The 14307-nt window shown below is 68.0% G+C and carries 11 protein-coding genes and 1 pseudogene; 8 read left to right on the top strand and 4 right to left on the bottom strand.

Annotated features, from left to right (window positions below; genetic code table 11):
* Window positions 1–23: 23 nt before the first annotated feature.
* Complete coding sequence (locus BJ958_RS04460; RefSeq protein ID WP_179725730.1) at window positions 24–998, top strand: thiamine-phosphate kinase; 975 nt, start codon at window positions 24–26, stop codon at window positions 996–998.
* Between the two features lie 69 nt (window positions 999–1067).
* Here BJ958_RS04460 and BJ958_RS04455 read toward each other — a convergent pair whose 3' ends face one another.
* The 4 genes and pseudogenes from BJ958_RS04455 to lipB all read right to left on the bottom strand — a co-directional run bounded on the left by BJ958_RS04455 (window position 1068) and on the right by lipB (window position 5827).
* Complete coding sequence (locus BJ958_RS04455) at window positions 1068–1838, bottom strand: alpha/beta fold hydrolase (RefSeq protein WP_343052562.1); 771 nt, start codon at window positions 1836–1838, stop codon at window positions 1068–1070.
* 118 nt (window positions 1839–1956) lie between these two features.
* A complete protein-coding gene (locus tag BJ958_RS27300; protein WP_218866104.1) occupies window positions 1957–3060 on the bottom strand; it encodes a 3-hydroxyacyl-CoA dehydrogenase family protein in 1104 nt (367 codons plus the stop codon).
* Window positions 3043–4983: pseudogene (gene acs / locus BJ958_RS27295) on the bottom strand (acetate--CoA ligase); the annotation flags it as partial. The pseudogene acs and the gene BJ958_RS27300, both read right to left, overlap by 18 nt.
* A gap of 97 nt (window positions 4984–5080) precedes the next feature.
* Window positions 5081–5827, bottom strand: coding sequence for a lipoyl(octanoyl) transferase LipB (lipB, locus tag BJ958_RS04445; RefSeq protein ID WP_179725727.1), 747 nt, complete (start codon window positions 5825–5827; stop codon window positions 5081–5083).
* A gap of 905 nt (window positions 5828–6732) precedes the next feature.
* Here lipB and BJ958_RS04440 point away from each other — a divergent pair.
* Genes BJ958_RS04440 through BJ958_RS04410 form a run of 7 tightly spaced genes read left to right on the top strand, consistent with a single transcriptional unit; the run spans window position 6733 to window position 14240 of the window.
* Window positions 6733–8460: a PEP-utilizing enzyme gene (locus tag BJ958_RS04440; RefSeq protein ID WP_179725726.1), complete on the top strand. Its 1728-nt coding sequence runs from the start codon at window positions 6733–6735 to the stop codon at window positions 8458–8460.
* Window positions 8457–9101, top strand: a complete 645-nt coding sequence (locus BJ958_RS04435; protein ID WP_179725725.1) for an FCD domain-containing protein — start codon at window positions 8457–8459, stop codon at window positions 9099–9101. The genes BJ958_RS04440 and BJ958_RS04435 overlap by 4 nt, the downstream gene beginning before the upstream one ends.
* Window positions 9098–9925, top strand: a complete 828-nt coding sequence (locus BJ958_RS04430; RefSeq protein WP_179725724.1) for a PEP/pyruvate-binding domain-containing protein — start codon at window positions 9098–9100, stop codon at window positions 9923–9925. The genes BJ958_RS04435 and BJ958_RS04430 overlap by 4 nt, the downstream gene beginning before the upstream one ends.
* Before the next feature lie 46 nt (window positions 9926–9971).
* A complete protein-coding gene (locus BJ958_RS04425; RefSeq protein ID WP_179725723.1) occupies window positions 9972–10781 on the top strand; it encodes an FAD binding domain-containing protein in 810 nt (269 codons plus the stop codon).
* The gene (locus BJ958_RS04420; RefSeq protein WP_179725722.1) at window positions 10778–12961 is read left to right on the top strand and encodes a xanthine dehydrogenase family protein molybdopterin-binding subunit; all 2184 of its coding nucleotides are present in this window, start codon (window positions 10778–10780) and stop codon (window positions 12959–12961) included. Before BJ958_RS04425 ends, BJ958_RS04420 begins: the two co-directional genes overlap by 4 nt.
* Window positions 12952–13395 (top strand): (2Fe-2S)-binding protein, encoded by a 444-nt coding sequence (locus BJ958_RS04415; protein ID WP_179725721.1) that lies wholly within the window; start codon window positions 12952–12954, stop codon window positions 13393–13395. The genes BJ958_RS04420 and BJ958_RS04415 overlap by 10 nt, the downstream gene beginning before the upstream one ends.
* Window positions 13392–14240, top strand: a complete 849-nt coding sequence (locus BJ958_RS04410; protein ID WP_179725720.1) for a fumarylacetoacetate hydrolase family protein — start codon at window positions 13392–13394, stop codon at window positions 14238–14240. Before BJ958_RS04415 ends, BJ958_RS04410 begins: the two co-directional genes overlap by 4 nt.
* The last annotated feature ends 67 nt before the right edge of the window (window positions 14241–14307 follow it).

Genomic DNA, 14307 nt, shown 5'->3' with positions numbered 1-14307 from the left:
CCTACGAATCTCCAGAAGGCACAATGCCTGGTTCCTCCAGCACCCTACGGCTGCCCACCGTCGCGCACGCGGGCGAATTCGGTCTGATCAACGCCATCCGCTCGATACTCCCCCAGGGAAGCCACGTCATCGTGGGTCCTGGCGATGATTGTGCGGTAGTGCGCGGTCAAGAAACGTGCCCGGTCATCTCAACTGATCTCATGGTCGAAGGCCGTCATTTTCGACGCGACTGGTCCCCCGCAGCAGACATCGGCGCACGTGCAGCGGCCCAGAACCTGTCTGATGTCAACGCCATGGGAGGCACCGCGACATCCCTCACGCTCGGACTGGCACTCCCCCACGACCTACCAGCCGCCTGGGTGATGGAGTTCGTCCGCGGCTTCGCGGAAGAGGCGGGAAGCGTCGGCGCGAGCGTGGTGGGTGGCGACCTGACCAGCTCCGACACGCTGATGCTCGCGGTAACCGTGCTCGGCTCCTGCCCAGCCCCTCCCGTGCTGCGCTCAGGAGCTCGACCCGGCGACACTGTCGCGATCGCCGGCAGGCAGGGCTGGTCGGCTGCCGGGCTCGCACTGCTGGAGCGTGGCGTCAGCGAGCCGCAGGAACTCCTCAAGGCGTATCACCGTCCCACCCCGCCGTATGCCGCGGGCCCCGAGGCAGCGCGCGCTGGCGCAACCGTCATGTTGGACGTTTCGGACGGCTTGGTTGCCGACGCTCGACACCTCGCGCAGGCATCGAATGTTGTCATCGACCTGTGGACCGACGAACTGCGGCTGGTGGGACCCCCGGCGAGCGGCCCGGCCGGTACCGGCGTCGATCGGATGCAGTGCATCCTCAGCGGAGGCGATGACCATCCACTCCTGGCCTGCTTCAACAGGACTGCCGAGCTCCCGGACGGGTGGACGCAAGTCGGCGCCGTTCTTCCCGCGGACGGTGGGCAGCCAATGGTGACCGTCGACGGCGAGGCGTACGACGGACCAGCGGGATGGACCCACTTCTGAGGCTGGCGATGTGCCGCCCGTTCTGGCGAGGCCAGTCCTCGGGAACACGACCGGCCCCACAGCATTCCGTTACTCAGGCGACCCAGCGAGGAAGGCCCTCAGATGATCGCGGAACGCGAGCGGTTGCTCGGCGTGTACCCAGTGGCCAGCACCCGGTATGACGACCGTGCGCACCGCGGGGAACAGTGTCTGCATGGCCACTTGGTGCTCTTCGGTGACGTAGTTTGAATTCTTGCCGGCGACCCACAGCACGGGTCCGGCGTAGCTACGAAGGCCCGCGATAGCTTCCGTCGGCCACCCCATGATCGCGGGGAGTTCGTCGCGAAGCACTTCTAGGTTCAGTTGCCATCTCCATCCATGTGGCGTTCGGCGAAGGCTTTGGAGGAGGAAGGAACGGACCGGGTCGTCGGGCACAGCGGCGCGCAGCAACGTGTCAGCGTCAGCGCGCGAGGCTTCATGCGGCAGATCGATGGCCATCATCGCGTCGATATGTGCCCTGAAGCTCGAGTCGTCCCTGTAGGTCGCAGGCGACATGTCTACGACGCAAAGACGCTCGACGAGCTCGGGGAATCTCAAGGCCAGAATCATGGCGACCTTCGCACCCATGGAGTGGCCCACGACGACCGATGGCCCCTTGGAGCGCAGGGTCGCGGCAAGTTGCTCGGCGATGGCCATGTAATCCATGTTGTCGGTCCACGGCGAGCTGCCATGGTTCGGCATGTCCACGAGGACCACTCGATGGTCCGTCGCGAGGTCCCGCGCGTGCTGTGTCCAGTTGCGGCCCTGGCCGAAGAGACCGTGGCAGAACACCACCTGGGCTCCGCTGCTGCCAAGGGACACGGTGTGTAGTGATGCCATGAGACCTCTCAGTCCGTAGCGGTGGGCTCATTGGCCCCGTGAACGGGCCGCGCGCCGTCGGCCCCGAGGGACCGACGCCGTACGACGAAGTGGCTGCGACTCACGCGGAGTAGTCGTAGAAGCCCTTCTTGGTCTTGCGGCCGAGCTCGCCCGCCTCGACCTTCGCGACCAGGGTCGCGGCCGGCTCGAACTCCGGGGCCTCGGCGCCGAAGGTCTCGAAGAGCTCCTTCTCGATGGCGAGCGAGACGTCGTTGCCGACCAGGTCGAGCAGCGCGAACGGACCCATCGGGAAGCCGGCCTGCTCCTTGATCGCGGCGTCGATCTCCTCCATGGTCGCCTCGCCCGACTCGAGCAGCTTGACCGCGTCGTTGAGGTACGGGAAGAGGAGGCAGTTGACGATGAAGCCCGAGCGGTCACCGCAGGAGACGGCGACCTTGCCGATCTTCTTGCAGAGCGCGAGGACGGTCTCGTTGACGTCGGCGCCGGTGGCCTCGGTGGTGACGACCTCGACGAGCTTGAGGATGGTGGCCGGGTTGAAGAAGTGCATGCCGATGACCGACTCCGGGCGGGAGGTGGCCTCGCCGAGCTTCGTGATCGGCATCGACGACGTGGTGGTCGCCAGGATCGCGCCGGGCTTGCAGATCCGGTCGAGGTCCGCATAAAGCTCAGTCTTGATGGCGAGGTCCTCGGCGATGGCCTCGACGACGATGTCGACGTCGGCGAGCGCCTCACGCTCGGTGGCGCCGTGCAGGCGGCCCAGCGTGGCGGCCTTGTCGTCCTCGGAGAGGCGGCCCTTCTCGACGAGCTTGGAGAGGCCCTTGTCGATGAAGGAGACGACGCCGTCGAGCTTGTCCTGGCCACGGCCGACGAAGACGACGTCGTAGCCGGCCTGGGCGAAGACCTGGATCATGCCGGAGGCCATGGTGCCGGTGCCGACGACACCGACCTTGTTGATCGCGATCTTGAACTCGTGCTCGGCGGCCTCCGAGGCACCACCGGCGGGCGTGTAGATGCCGCGCTCCTGGGCGACCGTCATCGGGCCCTTCGGGTAGCCGCAGCCGTAGATCATGCCGTTGTCGATGTCGACGGCCGAGGCGTAGCCCGCCTCGAACATGCGGATGGCGTGGTTCAGGTACGGCAGGATCAGCTTGTCGGCGATCTCCTCGTTGACCGGCCGCGGGGCCTGTGCCGAGAGGGCCGCCATGATGGAACGATCGGCCAGGGTGGTCGTGTCGCCGACGGTGCGGTTCTCGGCGACGTCCTTGAGCAGGCGGCGCATGATCTTGCCGGAGCGGGTCTTGGGCAGCTCGGGCACGATCATGATCGAGCGCGGCTTGGCGATGGCGCCGATCTCGGTGGCGACGTGGTTACGCAGCTCCTGGACGAGCGCATCACCGTCCACGCCGTCGATGCCCTCACGGAGGATCACGTAGGCGACGACCGCCTGGCCGGTGGTCTCGTCGGACGCACCGACGACGGCCGCCTCCGCGACCCGCGGGTGCGAGACGAGGGCCGACTCGATCTCGGTGGTGGACAGCCGGTGGCCCGACACGTTCATGACGTCGTCGACGCGGCCGAGCAGCCAGATCGCGCCGTCGTCGTCCTTCTTCGCGCCGTCGCCGGCGAAGTACCAGCCCTGGTCGGCGTACTTCGACCAGTAGGTCTCGACGAAGCGGTCGTCGTCACCGAGCAGCGTGCGCAGCATGGCCGGCCACGGCTTGGTCAGCACGAGGTAGCCGCCGGAGCCGTTGGGGACCGGGACGCCGTCCTCGGACACGACGTCGGCGTCGACGCCCGGCAGCGGGGTCATCGCCGAGCCCGGCTTGCCGGCGGTGACGCCCGGCAGCGGGCTGATCATCATCATGCCGGTCTCGGTCTGCCACCACGTGTCGACGACGGGGCAGCGGTCGCCGCCGACGACGCTGCGGTACCAGACGTACGCCTCGGGGTTGATGGGCTCGCCGACGGAGCCGAGCAGGCGCAGCGAGCTCATGTCGTAGCCGTCGGGGACCGATCGGCCCCACTTCATGAAGGTCCGGATCGCGGTGGGCGCGGTGTAGAAGAGCGTCACCTTGTAGTCCTGGATGATCTCCCACCAGCGGCCCTTGTGCGGGCTGTCGGGCGTGCCCTCGTAGAGCACCTGCGTCACGCCGTTCGCGAGCGGGCCGTAGACGATGTAGCTGTGGCCGGTGATCCAGCCGACGTCGGCGGTGCACCAGTAGACGTCGCTCTCCGGCTTCAGGTCGAAGACCGCGTGGTGCGTGTACGCCGTGCCCGTGAGGTAGCCACCCGAGGTGTGGAGGATGCCCTTCGGCTTGCCCGTCGTGCCGGAGGAGTACATGACGAACAGCGGGTGCTCGGCCGTGAACGCCTCGGGCGTGTGGTCGGCGGACGCGCCGTCGACGGCGTCGTGCCACCAGACGTCGACACCGTCGTGCCACGCGACCTCCTGGCCCGTGCGGCGTACGACGAGGACGTGCTGGGCGACGCCCGGGACCTTCTCGAGGGCGGCGTCGACGGCAGGCTTCAGGGCCGAGGCGGAGCCGCGGCGGTAGCCGCCGTCGGCGGTGATCACGAGCTTCGCGTTGCAGTCCTCGATGCGGGAGGCGAGCGCCTCGGCCGAGAAGCCGCCGAAGACGACCGTGTGCGTCGCGCCGATGCGGGCGCAGGCCAGCATCGAGACGACGGCCTCCGGGATCATGGGCAGGTAGATCGCCACGCGGTCGCCCGCGGTGACGCCGAGGTCCGTGAGCGCGTTGGCCGCGCGCGACACCTCGTCCTTCAGCTGGGCGTAGGTGATGTCGCGCCTGTCGCCGGGCTCGCCGACGAAGTGGATCGCGACCTGGTCGCCCGTGCCCGCCGCGACGTGGCGGTCGACGCAGTTGTACGCGACGTTGAGCGTGCCGTCGGCGAACCACCGGTAGAAGGGTGCGCTGGAGTCGTCCAGGATCTGCGTGAACGGCTCGGCCCAGGTCAGTCGCTGCGCCTGCTCGGCCCAGAAGCCCTCGTGGTCGGCCGCGGCCGCGGCGTACGCGTCGGCCTTCACGTTCGCGTGGGCAGCGAGCTCTGCCGGCGGCTCGAACGTGCGGGTCTCGGTCAGCAGGTTGGACAGGGTCTCGTCGGTCATCGGGTGCCTTCGGTCAAAGCGTGTGGACAGGCCGCAATCGTGGAAGCGGAGAGAGCCCCGTCGGAAGCCCCGCCTCTTCAGATGGTGATCGGGTCGCTCAGATCGATGGCCTGACGAGCACGACATGCAGCGGCTCCGGGCGCGGCGCGAGGTTCGGAGTCGGCTCATATGAATGCCAGGCGAGGTAGACCGCGAGGTGCTTCCGCACTAGCGGGATCACTTCGGCCACCGTCACCTCGCGGCCGAGCTCCAGCGAAAGAGACGTGACGCCAGCATCTGCGATGCCGCAGGGCACGAACCTTTCGTACCAGCTCATGTCGACGTCGCAGTTGATGGCAAAGCCGTGCATCGTCACCCCGCCCGCCACCCGGATGCCGACGGCGGCAATCTTCCGCTCCGGTCTCCCGGTCGTCGGATCGGCTTGAAGCCAGACTCCGCTACGCCCAGGTACACGGCCGGCCATGACTCCCAAGTCGGCACAGACCTGGATCAGTGCCTCCTCGACACGACGGACATAGTCGACGACCAGTACGTGTTCAGGAAGCGGCACGATTGGGTACCCCACCAGTTGCCCCGGACCGTGATAGGTGATCTTGCCGCCACGATCGACGTCGATCACCGGAGCACCTCCTGGGTCGACCGGCCGCTCGTGCGGATCAGTTCGTTTGCCGGCGGTGAACGTCGGCGGGTGTTCCAGCAGCAATACAGTCGGAGCCGCGCCGCTGACAACGGCGTCATGGACCCGTCTCTGCAGCTGCCAGGCCTCGAGATAGTCGACGAGGTGGTCGTCAATACCAACAACCTGGAACTCGACGCTTGATGTCCGGCTCGCTGGCTCACTCATGGCCGATGCCCTGCGACACAGCCGGCTTGACGACCACCCAGCACTCCAAACAAGCTTCCGGGATTTCCGGTTTGAACGTGTGGGTCCAGAACACGTGCCAATCGTTGGCAGGCACGCCACAAGCCGTCCAGAGGGCGCCCTGCCGCTTGAGGTGGAAGTCGCCCCACGGGGCCAGTGCGTCTATCGAGCGGGGCTGACGGTAAGGAGCTGTTACAACCCACGCGCCACTCCCGACGACCAAACGTTCGACGAAGCCCGCTGTCATTCTCATCCCTTCCTCACGAGCTCCAATCTTCGCGAGGACGCGGCTGCTAGCGGCAGCTGCAAGATTTCAGATGCTGGTCTGAGAAAGCGGCGGAAGCGACGTGCGCCCCACGAGCGATGCTGTGCGGCGACTCGACCGGGAGCCTCTCCGTCATGCGCGGCCTACCTCATGGGTACAGACCCATCTCCAGCGGAGCCGTCCCGGACCCCAGCCGCGCAACGGGCATTGGGCCTGCGTACCGAGAGCACCCCATGAGCCCTCCAGGTTGGCGTTTTCGCAGGTCAGCTGGCCAGGGTCGTCACTACTACGACATCTAGGCCTAGATATAGGAGAACAGCTCGAACTCGTTCTCCAGAGTCGTCGAAAGTGGCGGCTGACCTGCGGAAACCTCCGCGGCGTCAGCCGCCACTTCTCGTTGGGGCGCACGCGGGGCGCAATCGAGTTCGAGCAGATGTGGCAGATCTGCTCGAACTCAACGCCGGCTGCCCCAGGTCGCACTGGCTGACGCACGCCCTCTCTCACGCACTCGCTGCCGAATCCGAAGATTTTCGCCGACGCCCTTGACGTGACGGCCATCACGCTCGATTATCGATAATCGAAACCACGGCGTGATGGGCGCCACACCACCTGGAGGCCAGACATGACCAATCCCGTTGCGACCTTCCTCGGCGACGACGAGTTCCCGATCCAGTGGGAGGAGGGGCAGCAGGAGCTGCTGTGGGTCCATGACGACCTCCACATCCCCAACCCGATCAGCCCGATGTACGCCGACATCGGCGGCTGGTGGCTGCGCTGCGACTACATGTTCCGCCGCTTCGGCACGCCCTTCGCTGCCGACTGGATCTCCAAGATCATCAACGGCTACGTCTACACCGCGGCGATCCCGGCGGAGGCCGGCCTGCACGCCGAGGCCAGCGAGTACGGCGCCCGCTACACGCCCCGCACTCCCCTGGACGAGTCCTACGCCGAGGAGATCGGCGGCTACATGGGCTGGGTGCTGCCGACGTACGCCGAGAACTTCCTGGTCTGGTGGCGCGACCGCCTGGTCCCCGAGATCAAGCGCAACTTCGAGCGCTTCGACACCTACGACTACGACGCCGCGAGCCTGGTCGAGCTGGCCATCCTGCTCGAGGACGCCATCGACATGCACGAGCGGCACTGGGCGATCCACTGGACGCTCAACTTCAGCCAGTTCTCGGCCACGATGAACCTCAACGCCGCGATCGCCGAAGCGAAGGGCGAGGGCGACCACTCCGCGCTGATGGGGCGGTTGCAGTCCTCGACCGAGAACCGCAACTGGGACTCCATCGAGGAGCTGTGGAAGATCAAGGAGGCCGTCAAGGCGAACACGGGCGCCGTTGCCGCCGCGTTCGCTGCGGGCACCACGGGGGCGGACGTGCTCAAGGCGCTGCAGGGCACCGACGAGGGCCGCGCGTTCCTCGCCAAGGAGATCGAGGCCTACCAGGCTGAGTACGGCTTCAAGTCGATGTGGGCCCACGAGTTCGCGTTCAAGACCTGGCGTGAGGACCCCACGCCCGTCCTCGAGGCGGTCCGGGGATACCTGGAGGCCGACTACGACTACCCGGCAGAGATCGCGGCGGTGGCGAAGGACCTGGCCGAGGCGCGGGCCGAGGCAGTCGAGGGGGTCACCGGCGAGCAGTTGACCAAGCTCGAGGCAGCCCTCGACCTGTCGTTCCGGATGAACCCGCTGACGCCGGACCACCACTTCTACATCGACCAGGGCACCAACGCTCGTGTCCGGCTCGTGCTGGTCGCGATCGGCAAGAAGCTGGTCGAGGCCGACCAGCTCGACGACGCCAACGACGTGATGTTCCTGAAGTACAACGAGCTGCGCACCCTGATGGCCGGCTCGCACAGCTTCGACGCCAAGGAGCTGGTGGGTGACCGCCGCGACGCGCAGGAGGACGCCTACGAGATCCGGCCCCGCGACTGGGTCGGCACCGCGACCGAGGAGAACCTCGCCTTCCCCTACCTCAACCTGTGGGCGTTCCCGGAGAAGGTGTACCGCCAGCCGCCCTCCGCGGAGAACGAGGTGCACGGCCTGGGCGCCTCGACCGGCGTCATCGAGGGCACCGCTCGCCTGGTCCTCTCCCCCGAGCAGTTCGCCGAGGTCCAGCGCGACGAGATCATCGTGTGCCGGATGACCAGCCCCGCGTGGGTGGTGCTGTTCACCAAGATCTCTGGCCTGGTCACCGATGCCGGCGGCATGGCCTCCCACCCTGCCGTCGTGTCGCGCGAGTTCGGCATCCCGGCTGTCGTGGGCACCTCCGAGGCGACCCGCAAGATCAAGACCGGCGACCGCATCCGCGTCAACGGCTCGACCGGTGTCGTCGAGGTGCTGTCGTGACGCTCTCCCGGTCGGTCCTGCGCGAGCAGGTCAAGGAGATCGTCATCCAGCGGATCTTGGACGGCACCTACCGTCCAGGGCAGCGGGTGGTCGAGCTCGCCCTCGCCCAGGAGTTCGGCGTCAGCCAGGCACCGGTCCGGGAGGCGCTGCGCGACCTGGAGGCGATGAGGTTCATCGAGTCCGCGCCGTACAAGGGCTCCTGGGTGCGGGAGGTGTCGCGCGAGGAGCTCGCCGAGAGCTACCCCGTGCGCGCCGTGCTGGAGGAGCTCGCCGGACAGCTCGCCGCGCCGCAGGTGGACAACTCCACGCTGCGCCAGCTGGAGGCGGAGTTCCAGAACATGATGGACGCCGCCCGGAGCCAGGACCAGCACGGCGTGCTCGTCCACGACGCCCGCTTCCACGAGATCATCATCGAGACCGCGGGCAACCGGGTGCTGCTCGACAGCTGGTCGGGGCTGCGGATCGAGGCCTACACGCTCGTCTCGGTGATCAAGTCGCACCACGACCTGTTGGCCATCGCCAACACGCACCTTCCCATCCTGGACGCGCTCCGTCAGCGCGATGGCGACCTGGCCGGGAAGGTCATGCGCCAGCACATCGATCACTTCCTCGCCGAACTCCTGGGAGATGACCTGTCATGAACACACCCCTCGTGTTGCCCTTCGACGACCCGCGCTGCTGCGAGGTCGACCTGACCGGAGGTAAGGGCGCAAGCCTCGCCTCGATGACCGCGAACGGGCTGCCCGTTCCCCCGGGCTTCGTGATCACCGCCAACGCGTTCGTCGAGGCCGTCGACGGCGACGCGCTCGTGAGGCACCTCAAGGCCCGTGACCTGGACGCGGCGCGCGCGGTCGTGCGTGCCGCCAAGCCGCCGCGGGACCTGATCGAGGAGCAGTACCGCCGCCTTCCGGCCGGCTGCTCGGTCGCCGTCCGTTCCTCTGCCTGCGCCGAGGACAGCAACGACGCCTCCTACGCCGGCCAGCAGGAGACCTACCTGTTCGTCGAGACGCTCGATGATGTGCTGGAGAAGGTCGTGGAGTGCTGGCTCTCCTTCTTCTCCGAGCGCGCGATCTTCTACCGCGAGCACAAGGGCGATCTGAACGACATCGCCATGGCGGTCGTCGTCCAGCAGATGGTCGATGCCACCAAGGCCGGTGTGATGTTCACCGTCGACCCCGTCAACCACCGCAAGGACCGGGTGGTGATCGAGGCGGCCCGCGGGATCGGGGAGCACGTCGTCTCCGGCGAGGTGACCCCGGACTACTACACGCTCGACCGCAAGGGCTGCGTCAAGAAGGCACGCATCGTCGACGAGCAGATCCTCAACGACACCGAGCTCGCCGACCTGGTCAAGCTCGGGCTGCACCTGGCGGACCTCAACGGCTGCCCCCAGGACATCGAGTGGGCCTACGACGACACCGGCCTGTTCATGCTCCAGTCGCGACCGGTCACCACCGCGATCTGAGCGTCCGCTCCCCCACCCGCCACCCGACTTCGAGAGGAAGACGGCCATGACCTGGCACACGCCGACCACCGTCGACGAGGTGCTCCGGCTCCGCGCAGAGCAGCCGGACGCACCGATCGTCGCGGGCGGCACCTTCCTGGGCATCCTCGTGCGCCAGGGCCTGGTCGAGGCCGACGACTGGATCTCCCTGCAAAAGGTCGGCGAGCTCACTCGTCTCGGCCACGCCGGGGACCTGTCGGTGGGCGCGATGGTCACCCACCGGCGCCTCGAGCTCGACGACCAGGTGCGTGGGATCTGGCCGGGAGTGGCCGCGGCCTTCCAGGCGGTGGCCAGCCCGCGGATCCGTAACGTCGCCACCATGGGTGGGGTCCTGGCCGACGCCGACTACGCCTCGGACCCGCCTTCGATGCTGGTCGCCTCCGAGGCGGTCGCCGAGGTCGCCAGCCTCAGGGGCACCCGCCGCATCCCCGTCTCGGAGCTGATCGTGGGCCACTACGCGACCACACTCGAGGAGGACGAGCTGATCACCCGTGTCGTCGTGCCCCGGCCGGCGGGCAAGGCGGTCTACCGCAAGCTCCGCACCCGCTCCCAGGAGGACCGTCCCGCCTCGTCAGTGGCGGCCGTCGTCCGGCGGGATCGAGTCCGGGTGGTCGTCGGCGCGGTCAGCGACCGGCCGCACTACTTCCCCGACGTGTGCGAGACCTGGCAGCCCGGGAGCCAGCAGAACGCACGAGAGATCGGCACGGAGTACGCCGCGCGCATCGACTACATCGACGACAACCGTGGATCGGCGGCCTACCGGCGTCGGGTCGTCGCCGTCGAGGTCGCCCGCGCCCTGATGGCGGTGGCGTCATGAGCGAGATCCAGAAGACCACGCCCGCGGGCGCCAGCTCGGCCGTCGTCGGCATCAACCCACGGATCACCGCCCAGATCAGGTACTCCATCGACACCGGCATCCCCGGCGAGTGGCACCTGCGCGTCATCCGCTCCAGCGTGCCGGCCGGCAAGGTGACCGGGTTCCAGACCGCTCTCCTCGACGACGACGTCACCTTCATCACCCCCGACGACCTCGACGACCTCTCGGGCTTCGGCTGCCAGATCGCCGACCAGACGGTCCTGACCCGCGAACCGAAGTTCGTCGGCGACCCCATCGCGCTCGTCGTGGCGCCCACGGCACGCGACGCCCGAGTCGCCGCGGCCCTGGTCGAGGTCAGCTACGAGGAGCACGCCCCGGTCTTCGACCACCTCGACGCCATCGCCGCGGACGCTCCGCTCGTGCACGCACGTCACCACACCTCCGAGTCGGACTCGGCCTACTTCGACATGCGCCCCCAGGACGGCACCAACGTGTGTCACCGGTTCCGGATCCGCACCCCGCAGCTGCAGGGCCGTGCGGAACCCGACCTGGTGCGCACGCTCGACGACGCCGACGAGGCACTGGCCGACGCGTTCGCCGACGCCGAGGTGATCGTCGACGAGGTGTTCCACACCCCCGCCGCGGCGCACGTCCCGATGGAGCCGCACGCCACCAGCGCCCAATGGACCGACGGACGCCTGGAGGTGATCACCGGCACCCAGACGCCCTTCAACATCCGTCAGGACCTGGCCACGATCTTCGGGCTCCCCGCCGAGGACGTCCGCGTCGTCGCCCCACCGATGGGCGGCGCCTTCGGAGCCAAGACCTTCATCCGCACCGAGGCCCTCACTGCCGCGGCGGCCAAGGTCGTCGGCCACCCCGTCCGGTGCGTCCTGGACCGCGACGAGGTCTTCAACGAGGTCACCCGCCATCCGGCCACGGTCCGGGTGAAGCTCGGCGCCAAGCGCGACGGCACGTTCGTGGCCAAGCGGATGTGGAACTACGTCAACACAGGCGGCTACGCCGACTGCGGCCCCGGCGTCGCGCAGAAGATGGGATACGCCGGTGTCGGGCCCTACCGGTTCGACCACGTCGCGGTGGACTCCTACTGCATCTACACCAACCTCCCGCCCGGCGGCGCCTACCGCGGATTCGGGGCGATGCAGTCGGTATGGGCCTCCGAGCGGGCAGTCGACCTACTGGCCGAGCGCCTGGGGATGGACCCGGTGGAGCTGCGCCGACGCAACCTGCTGCGCGAGGGCGACACGTTCTGCACCGGCGAAGTCATGCACGACGTCCACTTCGAGGATCTGCTCGACGACGCGGCGCAGGCAGTGGGATGGTCGACCGACGGTGACCGCACCGGTAAGGGCGTGGCGATCATGCTCAAGGGGATGCAGACCCCGAGCAAGGCCGAGGCCCGCATCGAGCTGCTCCCCGACGGACGGTACGAGGTCCAGGCCGCGACCGCCGACATCGGGCAGGGCGCCAGCGAGATGCTGACCCGCTTGGCCGCCGAGAGTCTCAAGTGCGACGTCGACCAGATCGTCGTGTGCACCCCGGACACCGACCGCGTCCCCTACGACACCCGGACCACATCGAGCCGATCGACGCACATGATGAGTCGTGCCCTCGCCGACGCGGCAAGGGACCTCCTCGTCCACGGCCGGATCGGCCACGGATACGCCGAGAACGAAGGCGGTCTCGACCCCGACACCGGCCAGGGCATCGCCTCCTCCCACTGGCACCAGGGCTCGGCAGCGGCCGACCTCGACGTCGATCCCGAGACCGGCGTGATCAGCCTGAAGACGCTGTTCGCCTCCTCCTACGCAGGCAAGGTCGTCAACCCGCACGGCGCCGAACTGCAACAGGAAGGCTCGATGATCCTCGCTCTCGGCAGCGCGCTGTTCGAGGAGCTCCAGTTCGCCAACGGGCAGATGACCAACCCGAACCTGTCGGACTACAACATCGCCTCCGCGCTCGACGTTGCCTCGCTGCGGCACCGGGTGATGGAGATCCCGGGCGCCGAGGTCCACGGGCTCGGCGAGACCGCCGTGCCTCCGGTGCCGCCGGCCATCGGCAACGCCGTCGCCTCACTCGGCTACGACGTACGCCGGCTGCCGATGACCCCCGAGCGTGTGCTCGACGCCACCACCTCCGAGGAGGAGTCATGGACCTGACCCTGAGGGTCAACGGCCGCACCGTGGAGGTCGACGCCGAACCGCAGACGATGCTCGTCGAGGTGCTGCGCGAGCAGGTCGGACTGACCGGTCCGCGCGCCACCTGTGGTGTGGGCCTGTGCGGCACCTGCACGGTCCTGCTCGACGGCCAGCCGGTCTCCTCCTGCATCCTCATGGCGCCCCTGGCCGTCGGACGCGAGATCACCACGGTCGAGGGCCTGCCCGAGGACGACACCGTCGTTTCCTGCTTCGACCGCAACCACGCCTTCCAGTGCGGCTACTGCATCCCCGGGATGGTGCTGACCGCCAAGGACATGGTCGAGTCCGGCCGCGCCGGAAGCAGGGACGAGATTCGCGAAGGCCTCGGCGGCAACCTGTGCCGCTGCGGTTGCTACCTGAAGATCATCGACGCCATCGAGGAGGCCGCCCGATGAAGTATGTGACCTACGCCGACACCCCCACCAGGGCCCGGATCGGATACCTCGACGACGGCGAGGTCGTCGACGTCGGCTTCGAGGGCGACATGGTCGCCTTCATCGAGGCCGGCGCACCCCACGGCCAGACCCGCAAGGCCGGCGAGGTGGGCGCCGTACGCCTGCTCGCCCCCCTGCGGCCGCGGACGATTCGCGACTTCCTCGCCTTCGAGGGCCACCTGATCAACGCGTTCGCCGGCCTCGGCAAGGAGATCCCCTCGGAGTGGTACTCCGTGCCGGCTCACTACAAGGGCCTCCCCGACACCGTGATCGGGCCCGACGAAGAGATCCCGTGGCCCTCGTACACCGAGAAGCTGGATCACGAGCTCGAGCTCGCCGCGATCATCGGACGACCGGGACGCGGCATCACCGAAGCCCAGGCTCTGGACCACGTGTTCGGCTACACCATCTGGAACGACATGTCGGCCCGGGACGTGCAGACCAGGGAGCTGCCCGTCGGGATGGGGCCGTGCAAGGCCAAGGACTGGGACGGCTCCAACATCCTCGGTCCCTGCATCGTCACCGCCGACGAACTCGATCCCCACGACGTCGACCTCGAGGTCCGCATCAACGGGGAACGCTGGGGCGGCACCAACACCAAGGACATGCACCACACCTTCGAGGCGATGATCGCCTACACCTCACAGGACCTGACCCTGCGCGCCGGCGAGGTCCTCGGCAGCGGCACAGCCACTGGCGGATCCGGCCTCGAGCTCGACCGCTGGGTCCAGCCCGGCGACCTCATCGAGATGGAAGCCAGCGGCATCGGCATCCTCCGCAACCGCGTCGGACAGCGACCCACCTGACCCGCCCAACCACCGCCGCCCGCACCCGGCGCGGCCCACGATTCCCACCAAGAAATAGAAAACGGAA

The organism is Nocardioides kongjuensis (assembly GCF_013409625.1).
Taxonomy (GTDB): Bacteria; Actinomycetota; Actinomycetes; order Propionibacteriales; family Nocardioidaceae; genus Nocardioides; species Nocardioides kongjuensis.
This window is presented reverse-complemented; position numbering and strand designations above follow the sequence as displayed.

Coding starts and splice junctions, on each gene's coding strand:
- BJ958_RS04460 (WP_179725730.1), top strand. CDS start 24: ATGCCTGGTTCCTCCAGCACCCTACGGCTGCCCACCGTCGCGCACGCG.
- BJ958_RS27300 (WP_218866104.1), bottom strand. CDS start 3,060: ATGGCGGCCCTCTCGGCACAGGCCCCGCGGCCGGTCAACGAGGAGATC.
- lipB (WP_179725727.1), bottom strand. CDS start 5,827: ATGAGTGAGCCAGCGAGCCGGACATCAAGCGTCGAGTTCCAGGTTGTT.
- BJ958_RS04440 (WP_179725726.1), top strand. CDS start 6,733: ATGACCAATCCCGTTGCGACCTTCCTCGGCGACGACGAGTTCCCGATC.
- BJ958_RS04430 (WP_179725724.1), top strand. CDS start 9,098: ATGAACACACCCCTCGTGTTGCCCTTCGACGACCCGCGCTGCTGCGAG.
- BJ958_RS04425 (WP_179725723.1), top strand. CDS start 9,972: ATGACCTGGCACACGCCGACCACCGTCGACGAGGTGCTCCGGCTCCGC.
- BJ958_RS04420 (WP_179725722.1), top strand. CDS start 10,778: ATGAGCGAGATCCAGAAGACCACGCCCGCGGGCGCCAGCTCGGCCGTC.
- BJ958_RS04415 (WP_179725721.1), top strand. CDS start 12,952: ATGGACCTGACCCTGAGGGTCAACGGCCGCACCGTGGAGGTCGACGCC.
- BJ958_RS04410 (WP_179725720.1), top strand. CDS start 13,392: ATGAAGTATGTGACCTACGCCGACACCCCCACCAGGGCCCGGATCGGA.